General features: G+C 75.5%; 13 protein-coding genes. 10 read left to right on the forward strand and 3 right to left on the reverse strand.

Annotated features, from left to right (window positions below):
• From HOP40_RS22815 to HOP40_RS22835, 5 genes are all read left to right on the forward strand, one after another.
• On the forward strand, positions 1–408 hold the full coding sequence (locus HOP40_RS22815) for a VOC family protein (RefSeq protein ID WP_172161809.1): 408 nt from the start codon (positions 1–3) through the stop codon (positions 406–408).
• Between the two features lie 1,078 nt (positions 409–1,486).
• Positions 1,487–3,451, forward strand: a complete 1,965-nt coding sequence (locus tag HOP40_RS22820; protein ID WP_172161811.1) for an ATP-dependent Clp protease ATP-binding subunit — start codon at positions 1,487–1,489, stop codon at positions 3,449–3,451.
• Positions 3,452–3,496: 45 nt separating this feature from the next.
• On the forward strand, positions 3,497–3,961 hold the full coding sequence (locus tag HOP40_RS22825; RefSeq protein ID WP_172161813.1) for a DIP1984 family protein: 465 nt from the start codon (positions 3,497–3,499) through the stop codon (positions 3,959–3,961).
• A 331-nt stretch (positions 3,962–4,292) separates the two neighbouring features.
• Positions 4,293–5,684, forward strand: a complete 1,392-nt coding sequence (locus tag HOP40_RS22830; protein ID WP_172161815.1) for an MFS transporter — start codon at positions 4,293–4,295, stop codon at positions 5,682–5,684.
• 66 nt (positions 5,685–5,750) lie between these two features.
• Positions 5,751–6,494, forward strand: coding sequence for an SDR family oxidoreductase (locus HOP40_RS22835; protein WP_172161817.1), 744 nt, complete (start codon positions 5,751–5,753; stop codon positions 6,492–6,494).
• A 22-nt stretch (positions 6,495–6,516) separates the two neighbouring features.
• Here the strand turns inward: HOP40_RS22835 and HOP40_RS22840 are convergent, their stop codons facing one another.
• From HOP40_RS22840 to HOP40_RS22850, 3 genes are read right to left on the reverse strand one after another with little or no spacing between them, the layout of a single operon-like run.
• Positions 6,517–8,166 (reverse strand): phospholipid carrier-dependent glycosyltransferase, encoded by a 1,650-nt coding sequence (locus HOP40_RS22840; protein WP_172161819.1) that lies wholly within the window; start codon positions 8,164–8,166, stop codon positions 6,517–6,519.
• The gene (locus HOP40_RS22845; RefSeq protein WP_240157213.1) at positions 8,163–9,698 is read right to left on the reverse strand and encodes a glycosyltransferase; all 1,536 of its coding nucleotides are present in this window, start codon (positions 9,696–9,698) and stop codon (positions 8,163–8,165) included. The genes HOP40_RS22840 and HOP40_RS22845 overlap by 4 nt, the downstream gene beginning before the upstream one ends.
• Before the next feature lie 60 nt (positions 9,699–9,758).
• Complete coding sequence (locus HOP40_RS22850; protein ID WP_172161821.1) at positions 9,759–10,505, reverse strand: hypothetical protein; 747 nt, start codon at positions 10,503–10,505, stop codon at positions 9,759–9,761.
• A 251-nt stretch (positions 10,506–10,756) separates the two neighbouring features.
• On the opposite strand from HOP40_RS22850, the gene HOP40_RS22855 reads away from it, so the two are divergent.
• From HOP40_RS22855 to HOP40_RS22875, 5 genes are all read left to right on the forward strand, one after another.
• Positions 10,757–11,458, forward strand: coding sequence for a dienelactone hydrolase family protein (locus HOP40_RS22855; RefSeq protein ID WP_172161823.1), 702 nt, complete (start codon positions 10,757–10,759; stop codon positions 11,456–11,458).
• 59 nt (positions 11,459–11,517) lie between these two features.
• On the forward strand, positions 11,518–12,801 hold the full coding sequence (locus tag HOP40_RS22860) for an MFS transporter (protein WP_172161825.1): 1,284 nt from the start codon (positions 11,518–11,520) through the stop codon (positions 12,799–12,801).
• A gap of 277 nt (positions 12,802–13,078) precedes the next feature.
• The gene (locus tag HOP40_RS22865; RefSeq protein WP_172161827.1) at positions 13,079–14,407 is read left to right on the forward strand and encodes a ferredoxin reductase family protein; all 1,329 of its coding nucleotides are present in this window, start codon (positions 13,079–13,081) and stop codon (positions 14,405–14,407) included.
• Between the two features lie 62 nt (positions 14,408–14,469).
• A complete protein-coding gene (locus tag HOP40_RS22870) occupies positions 14,470–15,474 on the forward strand; it encodes a DUF4142 domain-containing protein (protein WP_172161829.1) in 1,005 nt (334 codons plus the stop codon).
• 108 nt (positions 15,475–15,582) lie between these two features.
• Positions 15,583–16,602: a Pecanex-like protein 1 gene (locus HOP40_RS22875; RefSeq protein WP_172161831.1), complete on the forward strand. Its 1,020-nt coding sequence runs from the start codon at positions 15,583–15,585 to the stop codon at positions 16,600–16,602.
• Positions 16,603–16,650 lie beyond the last annotated feature (48 nt).

The following is a 16,650-nucleotide window of genomic DNA, read 5'->3' on the forward strand; positions in this document are numbered from 1 at the left end:
ATGCTGCTCGACGGTGTGAACCACATCGCCTGGATCTCCAAGGACGTGGCGAGGCTGGGCCGCTTCTACGCCCAGGTGTTCGACGCGGAGGTGGGCCCGACCCGCCCGCACGGCGAGGAGCCGGGCGAGACGATGACGACGATCCGCATCGGCCCGCGCACCGAGCTGAACATCGTGACGATCGAGGGCAGCACGGAGCCCGACCGGCAGACCCCGATGTGGGGGCGGGGTCGGATCGACCACGTGGGGCTCGGGGCGGCGACGGCGGAGGCGTTCGAGACGATCCGGCACCGGTTGGTGGAGGCCGGGGCGAGCGACGGGCACGTCAACGACTTCGGTGGGGCGCTGAGCCTGTTCTTCCGCGATCCCGACGGGTTGGAGGGGGAGGTGCTGCTGCCGAAGGGGTAGCCGCGCTCGGTGTGGGATCGGGCCGGGGGCCGGGGCCGGGGGTCGCGTACCGCGGAACGCGGCCGGCTCGCACACAGGGTGCGGTGGTCGCACACAGGGCCGGCCCTGTGTGCGAGCTGCGGGAGGTGTGTGCGAGCGGGGCGGGGCCGGTCGGAACCGCGGGAGGTCGCCGACCAGGCGCCCGTGGCGGTGTCCTGCCGGGGCGAGGTGGCGGTGCGGGCGGCCCGGCGGATCGCGTTCCGCGGAACGCGGGCGCTCGCGCACAGGTTGCGGTGGCGGCACACAGGCCGGGGCCTGTGTGCGAGCCCGAAAGGTGTGTGCGAGCGGGGGCTGTGCCGCGGGAGGCCGCCGCCCGGGCGCACCGTCGGGGTGCTGCCGGGGCTCGGGCTGCGGAGCGGCCGTTGCGTTCCGCGGAACGCTTCTGGGTGGGCCGGTCGGGCGGCTACCGGTTTCGGGACGACGGTGAGGTCGGGGCGAAGGACGGTGCGATGGGAGCCGGGCCGGGGCGCCACCGCGGTCTCGCGTTCCGCGGAGCGCCGCGGGTCCGCGGAGTGGTTCGCGCACCGTCGCGCGACCCGCGCACCGGCCGGCCTCGTGCGCGCGTCCCGCCGAGCGCGAACGACTGCTGGGTCTGCAGTTCGTGGAGTGCGCCGCACGCCCAGCGCCATCCCGCCCCGCCTGGCGGCACTGAGCCGCGAGATCGGTGCGGGAACCGCGTTCCGCGGAACGCAGATCCGACGTCCAGCCGTGTGCACCGCGTTCCGCGGAACGCGGATCCAGCGCTCCGCCGGCTGCACCGCGTCCCGCGGAACACCGAGCCGGACGCCGCCGGTCGCCACATCGCGTTCCGCGGAACGCTGCGCCGGCCCACCTGCCCAACTCCACGCATCCCACCGCCGCTCCGGCGAGCACCCCACCGCCACCGCCACCAGGACAGCGGTGCGCACTGCGTTCCGCGGAACGCTCCCCACCGCCCCCGCACCGCCCCCGCACCGCCGCGTCCGGCCCCCCGCCCCGCGGACGGGCACCATGGAGGGGAGGTCCCGATCTGCGGGGCCGCACATCGGGGGTACCGCACATGTCGCAGCCGTTCGGGGGCGGGCTCGGCCCGCTGGAGGGCCTGGTCGGGGGGCTGCTGCGCAGCCTGGAGGAGCAGCTGTCCGACGGCCTGCGCGACGACCGGCCCGACGAGGAGCGCAGCAGCCCGTTCGGCGTGCCGCGCGAGGACGCTCCCCGGACGGGGACGAGCGAGCGGCCCCGCGCCCGCACCCCGCAGCTCGACCGCCACGGCCGCGACCTCACCGACGCCGCCCGCCGCGGCCTGCTCGACCCGGTGATCGGGCGGGAGGACGAGGTCGACCAGGTGCTCGAGGTGCTGGGGCGGCGCACCAAGAACAACCCGGTGCTCGTCGGGGACCCCGGCGTCGGCAAGACCGCGATCGTCGAGGGCATCGCGCAGCGCGTCGCCGACGGGGAGGTGCCGCCGGCGCTGCGCGGCGTGCGGGTCGTCGCGCTGGACCTGGCCGGGATGGTCGCGGGCACCCGCTACCGCGGCGACTTCGAGCAGCGCGTCACCGCCGTCGTCAACGAGGTGGTGGCGGCGCGGCGGTCGGTCGTGCTGTTCGTCGACGAGGTGCACGCCGTCGTCGGCGCGGGCTCGGCCGAGGGCGGGGCGCTGGACGCCGCCACGATCCTCAAGCCGGCGCTGGCCCGCGGCGAGCTGCAGCTCATCGGCGCCACCACCGCCGAGGACCACCGCCGCCACATCGCCCGGGACGCCGCACTGGAGCGCCGGTTCGAGCCCGTCCACGTCGCCGAGCCGACCCCCGCCCAGACCCTGGAGATCCTGCGCGGGCTGCGCGCCCGCTACGAGCGCCACCACGGCGTCACCATCACCGACGGGGCGCTGGAGGCCGCCGTGCGGCTGTCGGCGCGCTACGTCCCCGACCGCTTCCAGCCCGACAAGTCCATCGACCTGGTCGACCGGTCCGCCGCGCGGCTGAGCCTGCGCGGTGCGGCGGGAGAGGGGACGGGGCGGGAGCTCACCGCCGACGCGATCGCCGACGCCGTGGCCCGCAGCACCGGCATCCCCAGCGCCCGCCTGCGCGACGGCGAGGCCGCGGAGCTGCTCGACCTCGACGAGCGCCTCGCGCGCCGGGTCGTCGGCCAGGCCGAGGCGGTCGCCGCCGTGGCCGATGCGGTGCGCCGCAGTCGCGCCGGGCTGGCGTCGCCGGAGCGGCCGGTGGGGTCGTTCCTGTTCCTGGGCCCGACCGGCGTCGGCAAGACCGAGCTGGCCCGCGCGCTGGCCGAGGCGCTGTTCGGCACCGAGGACCGGATGGTGCGCCTGGACATGAGCGAGTACGGCGACCGCTCCGGCCTCACCCGCCTGCTCGGCGCCCCGCCCGGGCACGTCGGCTACGACGACGCCGGGCAGCTCACCGAGGCCCTGCGCCGCCACCCGTACACGGTGCTGCTGTTCGACGAGGTCGAGAAGGCGCACCCGGACGTGCTGGCCGTCCTGCTCCAGCTGCTCGACGCCGGGCGCCTCACCGACTCGCACGGCCGCGTCGCCGACGCCAGCCACGCGGTCGTCGTGCTGACCAGCAACCTCGGCGCGGCGACGCTGCTGTCCGGGCGCCCCGTCGACGACGTGCGCGAGGAGGTGCTGGCCGAGGCCCGGCTGCGGCTGGCGCCCGAGCTGGTCGGGCGCGTCGACGAGGTCGTGCCCTTCGCCGCGCTCACCCCCGCCGACCTCGCGCGGATCACCGGGCTGCTGCTGGGCGCCACCCGCGACCGCCTGGCCGAGCAGGGACTGGAGCTGGCCGTCTCCGACGCGGCGGTCGCCTGGCTGGCCGCGCGCGGGCACCGTCCCGAGCACGGCGCCCGCCCGCTGCGCCGCACCATCGCCCGCGAGCTCGACCGCCCGCTGTCCCGGCTGCTGCTGGCCGGGCGGGTGCCGCCCGGCAGCACCGTGCGCGTCGACGCCCCCGACGACGACGGCGCGGCCCTGCTGCTCTCGACGGGCCGCCTCACGAAGGACTGAGAAACACCGCGCGCGGCGGTGTCCCCGGCTGGCACCCTGACGGCCGTGAAGCTGGCCGAGGGACTCGCGCTGCGCGCCGACGCGCGGCGCCGCGTCGAGCAGATGCGCGCGCGGATCGCCGCGAGCGCGCAGTACCAGGAGGGCGAGGAGCCCGCCGAGGACGCCGCCGCGCTGCTGGTCGAGGCCGAGGCGGCGCTCGACGAGCTGCAGTCGATGATCCGGCGCGTCAACCGCACGAACGCCGCCGCCGACCTGGGCGAGGACGGCACCATGACCGACGCCCTCGCCCGCCGCGACGTCCTGCGCCTGCGCCACGCCCTGCTGGGCGACGCCGCCGACGCGGCGTCGGGCGGCGGGCACGGCTACCGCCAGCTGCGCTCGGAGCTGCGCCGGCTCTCGGCGCTGCCGGTGGCCGAGCTGCGGTCGCGCGCCGACCGCGTCGCCCGGGACGTCCGCGAGCTCGACACCCGCATCCAGCGCGCCAACTGGGAGGTCGACCTGCTCGACTGAACGACCCCCGGACGGAGACGGGGGCGGGGACGCGGGAGCAGGTAGCCCGCGGGGGAGCGGGCACACGCCGCGGGCCGGCGGCTCATCCGGCCCACCTGGGTGCGCGAGGGGCAGCGCAGGGAGTTCGACTCTCCCGATCACGGTGCAGCCCCGCACGTCGCACAGGTGATCCGTGCACCGCGCACGACGCACCACCGCGTGCCGGCCCCCGCGGGCGAGGGTGGGGACGGGGCACCCCGCGCCCGGGACGACAACCGGGACGAACGACGACCGGCACGACGACGAGAGGGGAGCACCGATGACTTCCGGCGGCGCGGACCGTCCCACCACCATGACCACCGCGACCACCCCGAGCACCGCGACCGCGAGCACCGGGAGCACCGGCACCGACCGGATCTTCCGGCACCTGCTGGCCGACACCCTGCTGGTGTCGGTCACCCACTTCACGGCGTGGTTCGCGATCACCTTCTACGTCTACCTGCAGACGCGGTCGGTCGTGGCGACAGGCGTCATCGCCGGGCTGTTCCTGGTGATGACCTCGCTGTCGGGCATCTGGTTCGGCAGCCTCGTCGACCACCACCGCAAGCGCACGGTGATGGTCATGTCGAACGCCGTGTCGCTGGTGCTCTACGCCGCCGCGTTCGTGCTGTACCTCGTCGTGGGCGACGCCGCCCTCACCGACCCGACCTCGCCCGTGCTCTGGGGGCTCGTGCTGCTCGTGATGAGCGGCGTGATCGTGGGCAACCTGCGGGCGATCGCGCTGTCGACGGCGGTGACGCTGCTGGTGCCCGCCGAGCGCCGCGACCGGGCCAACGGTCTGGTCGGCACCGCGTCGGGCGTGTCGTTCCTGGTCACGTCCGTGATCAGCGGCCTGCTCGTGGGTCTGTCCGGCATGTTCCACGTGCTCGTGCTGGCGCTCGTCGTCGTCGGCGGGTCGGCGGTGCACCTGCTGCTCCTGCGGATCCCGGGCGACCGCGTCGCCGCCGACGGGTCCGACGGCGGGCGCATCGACCTGCGCGGCACGCTGCTCGTCGTCACCGCGCTGCCCGGGCTCGTCGCCCTGATCGCGTTCAGCACGATCAACAACTTCCTCGGCGGCGTCTACATGGCGCTGCTCGACGCCTATGGCCTCTCGCTCATGTCGGTGCAGGCGTGGGGGCTGCTGTTCGGGGTGCTGTCCACCGGCTTCATCCTCGGCGGCCTGGTGATCGCGCGGCGCGGGCTCGGCGCCAACCCGCTGCGGTCGCTGCTGCTCGCGAACGTGGGCCTCTGGGTGATCGCGACGACGTTCACGCTGCACCGGTCGGTGGTCCTGTTCGCGATCGGCATGTACCTCTACATGAGCCTGATCCCGTGGATCGAGGCGTCCGAGCAGACGGTGCTGCAGAAGGTCGTGCCCTTCGAGCGCCAGGGCCGGGTGTTCGGGTTCGCGCAGAGCGTCGAGCAGGCCGCATCGCCGCTGACGGCGTTCCTCATCAGCCCGGTCGCGCAGTTCGTGTTCATCCCGTTCATGACGACGGGCGCGGGCGTCGACCTCATCGGCGGCTGGTTCGGCACCGGCTCCGACCGCGGCCTGGCGCTGGTGTTCGTGCTGACGGGCCTGGTCGGGCTGGCCGTGACGCTCGCGGCGCTGCGGACGCGGCAGTACCGCAACCTGTCGGAGCGCTACGCGCTGGCGGGCGCCCGTGCGGTGGAGGGGGAGGCCCCGGCCGCTGCCGGCTGAGCACGGGGACGGGCAGGATGGGCGTCGGTCGCCGCCGGAGCCCTCCGGCGTCGACGAGGAGGATCCGTGACCGACCTGTTCGACCTCACCGGCAAGGTCGCCGTCGTCACCGGCGGCGGCCGCGGCATCGGCGAGATGATCGCCCGCGGCCTGCTCGACGCCGGGGCGCGCGTCTACGTCACCTCGCGGCGGGTCGAGGCCGTCGACGGGATGATCGCGATGACCGCCGACCTCTCCCACGAGGAGGAGTGCGTCCGGGTCGCCGCCGAGCTCACCGAGCGCGAGCCCGGGGGCGTGCACGTCCTCGTCAACAACGCCGGTGCCACCTGGGGCGCGCCGATGGCGGAGTTCCCGGAGTCGGGGTGGGACAAGGTCCTCGACCTCAACCTCAAGGCCCCGTTCTTCCTGACCCGCGCGTTCCAGCCGCTGCTGGAGGCCGCCGCCACCGACGACGACCCGGCGCGGGTGATCAACATCGGGAGCATCGACGGGCTGCGCGTGCCGGCGTTCGAGAACTACAGCTACAGCGCGAGCAAGGCCGGCGTCCACCAGCTCACGCGGGTGCTCGCCGCGCAGCTCGGGCCCCGCCGGATCACGGTGAACGCGATCGCGCCGGGGCCGTTCCCGACGAAGATGCTGGCCGCGGTGCTGGACGTCGAGGGCGAGGCGATCGCCGCCTCGTCCCCGCTGGGCCGCATCGGCCGGGCCGAGGACATGGCGGGCGCCGCGGTCTACCTGTCCTCGCGCGCCGGGGCGTGGGTCACCGGGGTGGTCCTGCCCGTCGACGGCGGGATCGCGACGACCCGCTGAGCGGTGGGGTCGAGCGCGCGGCTCAGGCCCCGACCTCCCACAGCGTCCACGCGTAGGACCACCGCCCGGCGCCCGGGTGCTCGGCGACGAGCCGGGCCCAGGACGGGCCGCCGGCCGCGCCGAGGTCGGGCCAGGTCGCGCGGACGGTGTCGACGCCGCCCCGCTCGTTGCGCAGCAGGTAGCGCACGTGCGCGGGCGGGTCGGCCAGCGCGGCGGAGAACCCGTCGTCGGAGGTGATGACGAACTGCCGCGGGTTGCGGCTGGCCGCGACCACCGCGAACGCCGAGCCGGAGTCGGCGAGCACGCTGCCCGCGGGCAGGTCCAGGGCGTCGAGGCGCGCGGCGAGCGCGCGGTCGTCGGCCCACATGCCGTTGGCACCGGGGTCGGGATCGGCCTCGCCCGCGAGCGCCGCCACCACCGGCGCGACGCGCAGGTGCTCCTGGCTCGCCAGCTCCGGGCGGGTCAGCACCAGTACCGCCGACGACGCCAGCGCCGAGCCGAGCACCACCGCGACGAGCCCGACGGCCCCGGCGGTCCGCCACGACGGACCGCGGCGCGCGCCGGCCGCGAGCGCGCCCCGGGACAGCAGCACCCCCAGCAGCACGGCGACCAGCGGCACCAGCGCGATCTGGTAGCGCAGGAACCCGAACAGGGAGCCCGCCAGGTGCAGCACCCACTCGAACGCGAGCACCGACCCGAACAGCACGACCGGCACCAGCACGACCGGGTCGCGGCGCCGCACGGCCCGCACCGCGGCGGCCACCAGCACGAGCGGCGCGAGCGGCACCAGCCACAGCAGCTGCCGCCCGACGTCCGCCGTCCCGGCCGCGCCGCCGGTGCCCCCGGCGACGAGCGCGGAGTTGCCGTACACCGAGGTGAACTGCTCGAACGGCGAGCCGACGACCGCCCAGCTGACCACCGCCCACAGCACGAACGCCGCCGCGGCGGGCAGGCCGACGAGCAGGGCGTCCACCAGCACGTTCGGCACCCGGTCCGGCCCGCGGCGGGTGCGCAGCGCGGTGGTGGCCGCGACCAGGACGGTGACGGCGGCGGCCGCGACGATCGCCTCGTACCGCGCGAGGTAGCCCAGGCCCAGGAACAGCCCGGCCGCGACGAGGTGCGTGGCGTCGGCGCGCTCGCCGTCGCGCATCCACACGAGCAGGCGCCGGGTGGCGAGCAGCAGGAACAGCAGCAGCAGGGCCTCGGTCATGCCGTTGGCGCTGTAGACCAGCACCAGCGGGTGCAGTGCGAACAGGACGGTCAGGGTCCAGCGCGCGGCCGGACGCACGCGCAGGTCGCCGAGCAGCCCGTGCAGCGCCGCGACCGCCCCCGCCATGGCGACGGCCGAGAGCAGCGCGGCCAGCAGGCCCGTCGAGACGAGCTCGGGCCAGAGCACCCGCAGCGGCGTGAACGGCACCATCAGCAGCGCCGGCAGCGGCGTCCAGACGAAGCCGACGGCTGCGAGCTTGGGGTCGAGCGCCGACCACACCGAGCTCGCCGCGGACAGCCGCGACAGCGCGTCCTCCATGATCGAGTCGAAGCCGAGGACGAGCACCGCCGCGGCGGTGGCGTAGAGGGCCAGCGCCACGGGGAGCACGAACCGCGCGACGGGGCGCGGGGCGGGCGGTGCGTCGTGGCGCGCCGGGCGGGGACGGTCGAGCAGCGCGGTCATGCGGGGCTCCCGGCGGGGCTGACCCGGTTATCGGCGGGCGGGGCGGTGGCGGGGGTGTCGAGGCCGTGCGTCGTCTTCTCCCAGTACGAGGGCTGGCGGACGAGCTGGACCACGGCCTTCACGGCGGCCAGCGACATCAGCACCCAGTACAGCGGGACGACGAGCCCGGCCGGGGCCAGGTGCGGCTTGCCGGCGACCCGCGCGATGGTCACGTGGGTGTAGATCGCCGAGAGGCCGCCGAGCATCCAGCAGGCCATGCCCAGGTAGTAGGTGACGGGCGGGAACAGCGCCGCGACGAACGCCGGCGTGGCCAGCCACCACAGCGCGGTGAGCCCCCAGAACAGCGGGTTGAGCAGGGCCAGCACGGGCGTCGCGAAGACGAACAGGACGAGCCCGGTGACGCCGCGGAGGCCGATGTCGCGGTAGAGGGCGCGGGGGCGGCGCAGGGCGACGAGGAAGCTCTGCAGGTAGCCCTTGTACCAGCGCGAGCGCTGCTTGATCCAGTTGATCGCGTCGCTGTTGGCCTCCTCGGCGGTGGTGCTGCCGAGCATCGCGGTGCGCCAGCCGTGGCGGGCCAGGCGGATGCCGAGGTCGGCGTCCTCGGTGACGTTCCAGGCGTCCCACGCGCCCATGCCGACCAGCACGTCGCGGCGGATGTGGTTGGACGTGCCGCCCAGCGGGATCGGCGCGCCGGTGGCCATCAGCCCGGGGAGCAGCCAGCGGAACCACACGTCGTACTCGAGGGTGAACCAGCGCGTGAGCAGGTTCTGCTCGGCGTTGTGGTAGCTCAGCCGGGCCTGCAGGCAGGCCAGGTCGTGGCCGCCGCGGCGGAAGGCGACGACCGCGCGGCGCAGCTGCAGCGGCTCGGGCCGGTCCTCGGCGTCGAAGATCGTGACGAACTCCCCGCGCGCCTCGGTGAGCCCGAAGTTGCAGGCCTTGGGCTTGGTCCGCGGCTCCGACGGCGGGACCAGCACGATCCGCACCGGCGTGCCGCCGCACACGGCCCGTGCCGCGGCGATCGTCTCCTCGTCGTCCTGCTCCAGCAGCAGCATGATGTCGAGCCGGTCGGCCGGGTACTCCAGCGCGGCGAGGCCGCCGACGAGCCTGCCGACCACGCCGGGCTCCCGGTAGGCGGGCACCAGGACCGTGTAGACGGGCAGCAGGTGGTCGGGCACGGCGCGGGCGTCGGCGTCGGTGACGAGCACGGTCGGGTCGTCGACGACGGCCCGGCGGACGAGCAGCAGCCGGTGCACCGTGGCCGCCGCGTAGAGCACGACGAGCACCCCGACGACCCAGGCGCCGGTGGTGCGCGGCGCGAGGACCAGCGCGACCAGCAGCAGCGCCGCCGCGACCGCCGTGACGACCCGCGCCCGGCGCCGGCCGGGACGGGCCCGGGTGGACAGCTCGGGGTCGAGGTCGGCGAGGCCGTCGGTGGCGAGCCGGACCCGCAGGTCGAGCTCCGGTCCGGAGCGGGCGTGCGCGAGTGCGGCGGGCAGGGCCGGCACCGGGAGCAGGACGGGGCGGCGGGACACGGGTCCTCCGGGTCGGCGTCGGGCGGGTCGGGGTGGGGCGGGTCAGGAGGGCGGCGCGGGTCAGGCGGCGGCCGCGGCGCGCAGGGGCACCGCGGGCGTGGAGCGGCGGTCGAGCCGGACCGGGAGGTCCAGGGCGGGGGAGCCGGGCGCGGGGGTGCCGGGGGCGGGGGTGCCGGGCGCGACCCGGCGGGCCGTGACCCGGGCGCGGACCGCGACCAGGGCGGCGACCACGACCAGGGCCAGCGCGGCCACCGCGGCGAGCACCGGGCCGGGGACGGCGGCCACCCCGGCGAGCGCGCCCGCCGCGGTGGCGGCCGCGGCGAGGCCCAGGCGGAGCACGGCCCGGGTGCGGACGGCGACGCCGAGCGCGAGGCCGGCGGCCACCCCGGCCAGCACCGACGCCGTGACCGGGCCCTCGCCCGCCGTGGCGGCGGCCCAGGGCGCGGGCCAGGCGAGCAGCAGCAGCCCGGGGACCGCGCGGGCGTGCCACAGCCGGCGGGTGCCGGCGACCAGCGCCAGGACCGCGACGGCGGCGGGGACCGCGGCCAGCAGGCCCAGGTCGTGCGTCGCGCCGCCGAGGTCGGCGGCGAGCAGGACGACCGCCGCCGCGCCGGCGCCCGAGGCGACGATGAGGTCGAGCTGGCGGTCGTGGATGGCGGGCCCGCCGGTCGGCTCGGCCAGGCGCAGCGCGGTCAGCAGCACCGCGGCGACGGGCAGGAGCAGGAGCACGGCGGGCGCCCCGGCGACGGGCACGGCGACCGCCGCGAGCACGGACGCCGCGGCGATGAGGCCGAGCGGACCGGTCACGCGCAGTGATGGGAACGGCGAGGCGCTGCTCCGTGCGTGACGGGCGCGGCGGGCGGGGACGGATGGCGTCGACGACCCGTCGACCGGCAGCTCCAGTGCGTTCACGTGGGAAGGATCGCGACATTTCGCCTTTCGTTACGTCGTCCACGACACAACTCACTGTGAGGTACTGATCGGTAACACTGCGCCGATGGAGGTAACGCCGACCGCGGTCGGAACGAGGACGGTGCGGACGCGGGTAGGGTCCCCGCGTGCCTGCGATCACGGTCCCCGGAGCCACCACCGTCAGCTCCCTGGAGGCGTACCTCGCGGTGCCGCCCGGCGAGGGTCCCCGGCCCGGCGTCGTCGTGATCCACGAGGCGTTCGGCCTCAACGCCGACACCCGCGCCCAGGCCGACCGGCTCGCCGCGGCCGGCTACCTCGCCGTCGCGCCGAACCTGTTCACCGCGGGCGGCGTGCGCTGCCTGCGCTCCACGTTCTCGGCGATGCTCGCCGGGGAGGGCCCGGCGTTCGGCGACATCGACGCCACGCGCACCTGGCTGCTCGCGCAGCCCGACTGCACCGGGCGGGTCGGGATCATCGGCTTCTGCCTGGGCGGCGGGTTCGCGCTGGCCACGGCCTCGCGCGGGTTCGACGCCGCCGCGCCCAACTACGGGCGCCTGCCCCGCAACGCGCGGGAGGTCCTCGTGGGCGCGTGTCCGATCGTGGCCAGCTACGGCGGATCCGACCGCACGCTGCGCGGGGCGGCGGGGAAGTTGGAGTCGCTGCTCACCGAGCTCGACGTCGTGCACGACGTGGAGGAGTACCCGGGGGCCGGGCACTCGTTCCTCAGCACGGCCACGGGTCCGGCCGCGTCGCTGATGAAGGTGATGGGGATGGGCCCGCACCAGCCGTCGGCGGACCGGGCGTGGGAGCGCATCCTCGGCTTCTTCGCGACGCACCTGCGGTCCTGACCCGCGAGATCCCCACCAGCGGGTGACGGGAGCGGGCGCGTCGCTTACCGTCGGTCGTCATGTCGGAGCGAACGGCCGCGGCCGCGGCACACCGCCTACCTGTCCGGACCCTGCTCGCCGCGTCCGTCGGCAACGCCATCGAGTGGTACGACTGGACGATCTACGCGACGTTCAGCATCTACTTCGCGACGCAGATCTTCTCGCCGGACGACCCGGCGCTCGCCCTGATCGGCGCACTGGCGACGTACGCGCTGGCGTTCTTCTTCCGCCCGCTCGGCGGCCTGCTGCTCGGGCGCTTCGCCGACCTGCGCGGGCGGCGCACCGCGATGCTCCTGACGATCCTGCTGATGGCCGGGGGGTCGTTCGTCATCGGGGTGCTCCCCACCTACGAGGCCGTCGGCTGGCTCGCGCCGATCCTGCTGCTGCTCGCCCGGATCGCGCAGGGCATGTCGCTGGGCGGGGAGGTGTCGAACGCGTCGGCCTACCTGGCCGAGATCGCGCCGCCCGAGCGCCGCGGGCGCTACTCGTCGTTCTTCTACATCTCCACGGGCAGCGCGGTGCTGCTGGCCTCGCTGCTCGGCGCACTGCTCACCGCCGTGCTCACCGAGGACCAGCTCGCCTCCTACGGCTGGCGCATCCCGTTCCTCATCGGCGGCGTGCTCGGCCTGATCGGGCTGTGGCTGCGCCGGGCGATGCCCGAGACCGACCAGTTCGCCGAGAACAAGGAGAAGGCGCAGGCGCTGAAGAACCCGCTGCGGACGACGCTGCGCGAGCACCCGAAGGCGGTCGCCCAGCTCGTCGGCTTCACGCTGCTCTCGACGCTCTGCTACTACACGTTCTTCTCCGCGCTCACCCCGTTCGCGGTGCAGGAGGGCGCGGCCGCGGGCGACGTGTTCGTGGCGCTGTCGATCGCGACGGCGCTGTTCGTGGCGCTGCAGTACCCGATGGGCGCGCTGTCGGACCGGGTCGGGCGGCGCCCGCAGCTGCTGGTCTGGTCGGCAGCCACCGCGGTGCTCATCGTCCCGCTGTCGTGGCTGATCGGTCCGGGCCTGGGCGGCCTGCTCGTCGTGTTCTGCGTCGGGCTGGCCCTCTACACCGCGATGACGTCGATCGCCCCCGCCGTGATGAGCGAGCTGTTCCCCACCGAGCTGCGCGGCCTGGGCATCGGGGCCTGGTACAACCTGACGGTCGCGGTGTTCGGCGGCACGGCGCCGCTGATCATCACGGCGCTGCGGCAGGCGGGCGCGGCGGACCTGTTCTTCGTCTACGTCGCCGTGGGCGCGGTGATCTCGTTCGTCACCGTCTGGCGGATGCGCGAGACGCGCGGGGAGGTTCTGCGGTAGGGCCGTCCCGGGCGCCGAGCGCGACCCGGCGCACCGCCGGGCGCACGCCGAGCTGTCGCTCACGGGAGTCGGGCGGGTACGCGCCGCAGCGGGAGCGGCGAGCGGTCGCCGGGTCACGGCATCGTCAGCTTCCCTGAGACCGTTACCGCGCACTCGGCCCAACTCCTGGTCCGAACGGCCGAACCGGGCCCCGCTCGTCGCACCCGGCACGACGGTCGGCCCGAGGGGCTCTCAGGCTCGCAACCTCCACCCTCGCCCCCCTTCTAACGTCGCCGCCATGACCGACGGCACCTATCCCGCGAGCACCGTGCGTGCCGCGTGGATCGCCGGGCTGGGCACCGTGCTGGTGGGCCCGGTGCTGATCCGCCTGGTCACGGCACCGGCGGCTCCACTGTGGACGCAGCTCTCGACGACGACGGGCCTGCTCGCGCTGTCGGCGATGGTGTGCGCGGCGGTGCTGCCGTCGCGGGTCCGGTCGCTGACCCGGGCGTTCGGGATCGAGGGCATCCTCGAGGTGCACCGCAGCCTCGGCGGGATGGCCGCCGGGCTGGTGCTGCTCCACCTGGCCTGCGTGGTGGCGGCCGATCCGGCCAACGTGGCGCTGCTGGCCCCGGGACGGGCCACCCCGGCGTCGCGGTGGGCGGTCGCCGCCACCGTCGCGCTGGCGCTGGTCGTCGTGCTGGCCGTGACGCGCTCGCGCTACCGGCACCTGCCCTACGAGCTCTGGCGCTGGTCGCACGTCGGGCTCGCGGCCGTCGCGGTCACCGGCTCGGCGCTGCACGTCTGGTACCTGCAGCAGCTCGTCGCCGACGCCGTGATGAGCGCGGTGCTCGCGCTGCTCACCGTCGCACTGGTCGCCGTGCTGCTGCACCGCTGGCTGCTGCGCGCGGTGTTCGACCCGTCCGCGGAGTTCCTGGTCCGCGAGGTCCGGTCGGAGACGCCGACGATCAGCACGCTGGTGCTCGACCGCCGCCGCGCCCGCCACGGCTCGGACGCCGTCGACTGGACCTTCGCACCCGGCCAGTTCGCCTGGCTGCGCCTGGCCCGCTCGACGCACGCCGAGGAGCACCCCTTCACGATCGCGTCCTCGGCGCACGACCCCGACTCCGTCGAGTTCACGATCCGCCACGCCGGCACGTTCACCGCGGCCGTGGCCGGCCTGCGTCCCGGGCAGCCGGTCTGGGTCGACGGCCCGCACGGCGCGTTCACCGTCGACGACTCCCGCTCGGCCACCGGCGTCGTCATGATCGCCGGCGGTGTCGGCGTGACGCCGATGATGAGCATGCTGCGCACGGCGGCCGACCGCGGCGACGCCCGCCGGTTCCACCTGGTCCTCGTCGTGGCCCGCCGCGAGGACGTGCTGTTCCGCGAGGAGCTCGCCGCGCTCGCCGACCACCTGTACCTGCACGTCACCGAGGTGCTGCGCGGCCCCCACCGCAACGCGACCGCCCCGCTGACCACCGCGCTCGCCGGCGTCCCCGACCCCGGCTCCCTGGACTACTTCGTCTGCGGCTCGCCGACCCTCGTCGAGACCGCGTTCACCTCGCTCGCCCTGCTCGGTGTTCCCCCGGACCACGTCCGCACCGAGCAGTTCGACATGGCCTGACCCCGCCCGGACCGGTTCCTCCCCAGACCCGTCCCGTGCAAGACCCGAAAGGCTCCCTCCACATGCTCCGCCGTGTTCCCCGCGCCCTGCGCACGGCCGTGATCGTCGTGGTGCTGCTCGCCGTCAGCGCCTCGATCGCCCAGTCCTGGGCGTCCGGCACACCCGGCACCGCCGGCTACACCCAGACCGCCTGGGGCCCGCTCGGCCCGGCCGACCGCGACCTGCTGGTCAAGGTCCGCCTCGCCGGCCTGTGGGAGGCCCCCACCGGGCAGCAGGCCGAGCAGCAGGCCAGCCGCGCCGAGGTGCAGACCGTCGGCACGAACATCCACCACGAGCACGTCGAGCTCGACCGGCTCGTGATGGAGACCGCCGACCAGCTCGGCGTCCTCGTGCCCAGCCGGCCCTCCGCCGAGCAGCTGAGCTGGATGAACGAGATGTCCGCGCTCACCGGCACCGACTACGACCGGGTCTTCGTCCAGCGCCTGCGCGCCGCGCACGGCACCGTCCTGCCGGTCATCGCGCAGGTGCGCGTCGGCACCCGCAACGAGCTGGTCCGCCAGTTCGCCGCGCAGGCCGACGAGTACGTGACGCGCCACATCGGCTACCTGGAGAGCACCGGGCTCGTCGACTACTCGGCGCTGCCCGAGGCCCCGTCGCCCGGCCTGCTGTCCTCGGGGCGCGGCCCGGTCGACCTCATCGTGCCCGGCCTCGTCGTCCTGGCCGCCCTGCTCGCCGCGTTCGCCCTGTTCACCGCGATGCGGAGGCGGTCGGTCGCGGTGCCGGTCGGCGGACCGGTGCCCGACGCCACCGCCCGGGCGATCGCGGCCATCGCGGCGCCCCGGCGCGACCGCGGCGAGGTCCCGCCGCACTCGCGCTACCCGGAGTCCCACATCACCGGGTCCCACCCCCGGCTCCCGGACCCCGACACCTACCAGCCCGGCATCTCCCAGACCGGCCCCCAGTCCCGGATCTGGCCGGGGCGCGTCACCGGCGACGACGTGGCGCCCGGCGCCACCGGCGCGCACCGCGTCTCCCAGACCGGCCCGCGCCACTCCGTCAAGCGCTGACCCCCGCCCCCCGCAGCTCCGCTCCCCGCAGATCCGCCCCCCACAGCTCCGCGCCGCCGCTCCCCGCTCCCGGCGCACCCGCTCCCCGTCCCCAGAGAGGCACCCCCGATGCGTCACCCCGAGACCTCCGACCCCGAGACGTCCGACACCGTGCTCCCCGATCCGACCCTCCCGGAGAACAGCCCGTCGGCCCGCGCCCGCCGCGCCGTGCTGACGATCATGGCAGCCGCGGCCGTCGTGCTCCTGCCCACGGCCTGCGACTACGCCATCGCCACCCCGACCACGGGCGGTGGGGGCTACGGCCAGGGCGCGGGCCAGGGCGCGGGCGGCCACTCCGGCCACGCCGGCGGCTCCACCAGCACCATCCAGACGGTACCGGCCGGCAACACCCAGGAGCTGGAGCCGACGACCTCCGCGGAGGAGGCGCCGGCCGAGGAGACCACGTCGGCGCAGGAGACGACCGCGGCCGAGGAGACCACGTCCGCGGAGGAGACGACCGCGGCGCAGGAGACCACGGACGCGGCGGAGGCCACGACCACGACGGACTCGTCGGCCCCCGCGCCCGCCCCGCCCGCCGCGGGCGGGCTGGAGATCCTCGGCGACGACTGCACCACCAGCGAGCTCGCGCCCCACACCGGCTTCCAGGACGCCCCGCGCTGCGTCGCGATCGCGTTCGGCGAGGTGGCCGCGGCCGCGCAAAGCCCGTCGCTGCTGATCACCGACGCGCCGCAGACCGTGGCGGCGGGGGAGGCGTTCACCCTCGAGGTCAGCACCCGCAACCTCGTCCGCGACCGGTTCCTCGGCGCCGCGGCGGGCGGCTACTACCGCGAGAGCTCCTTCCTCACCGAGGAGGGCATCCAGCGCGGCCACTTCCACACCGCGTGCCGGATGCTCGACTCCGTCGACGTCGCCCCCGACGCCGAGCCCGCCCCCGCGTTCTTCCTCGCCACGCAGGACAACGGCGGCGGCGCCGAGCCCGACGTCGTCACGGTGCCGGTGAACCCGATGCCCGGCCCCGGCACCGCGCAGTGCGCCGTGTGGGCCGGTGACGGGTCGCACCGCATCCCGATGATGCAGCGCGCCAACCAGACGCCCGCCATGGACGTCGTGCGGATCGTCGTCGAGTAGTCCTCCCGAGCAGGCCCCTACCTGCCGAGCAGGCCCCTACTTGCCGAG

Origin of the sequence: Pseudonocardia broussonetiae (assembly GCF_013155125.1) — a bacterium.
Lineage (GTDB): Bacteria > Actinomycetota > Actinomycetes > Mycobacteriales > Pseudonocardiaceae > Pseudonocardia > Pseudonocardia broussonetiae.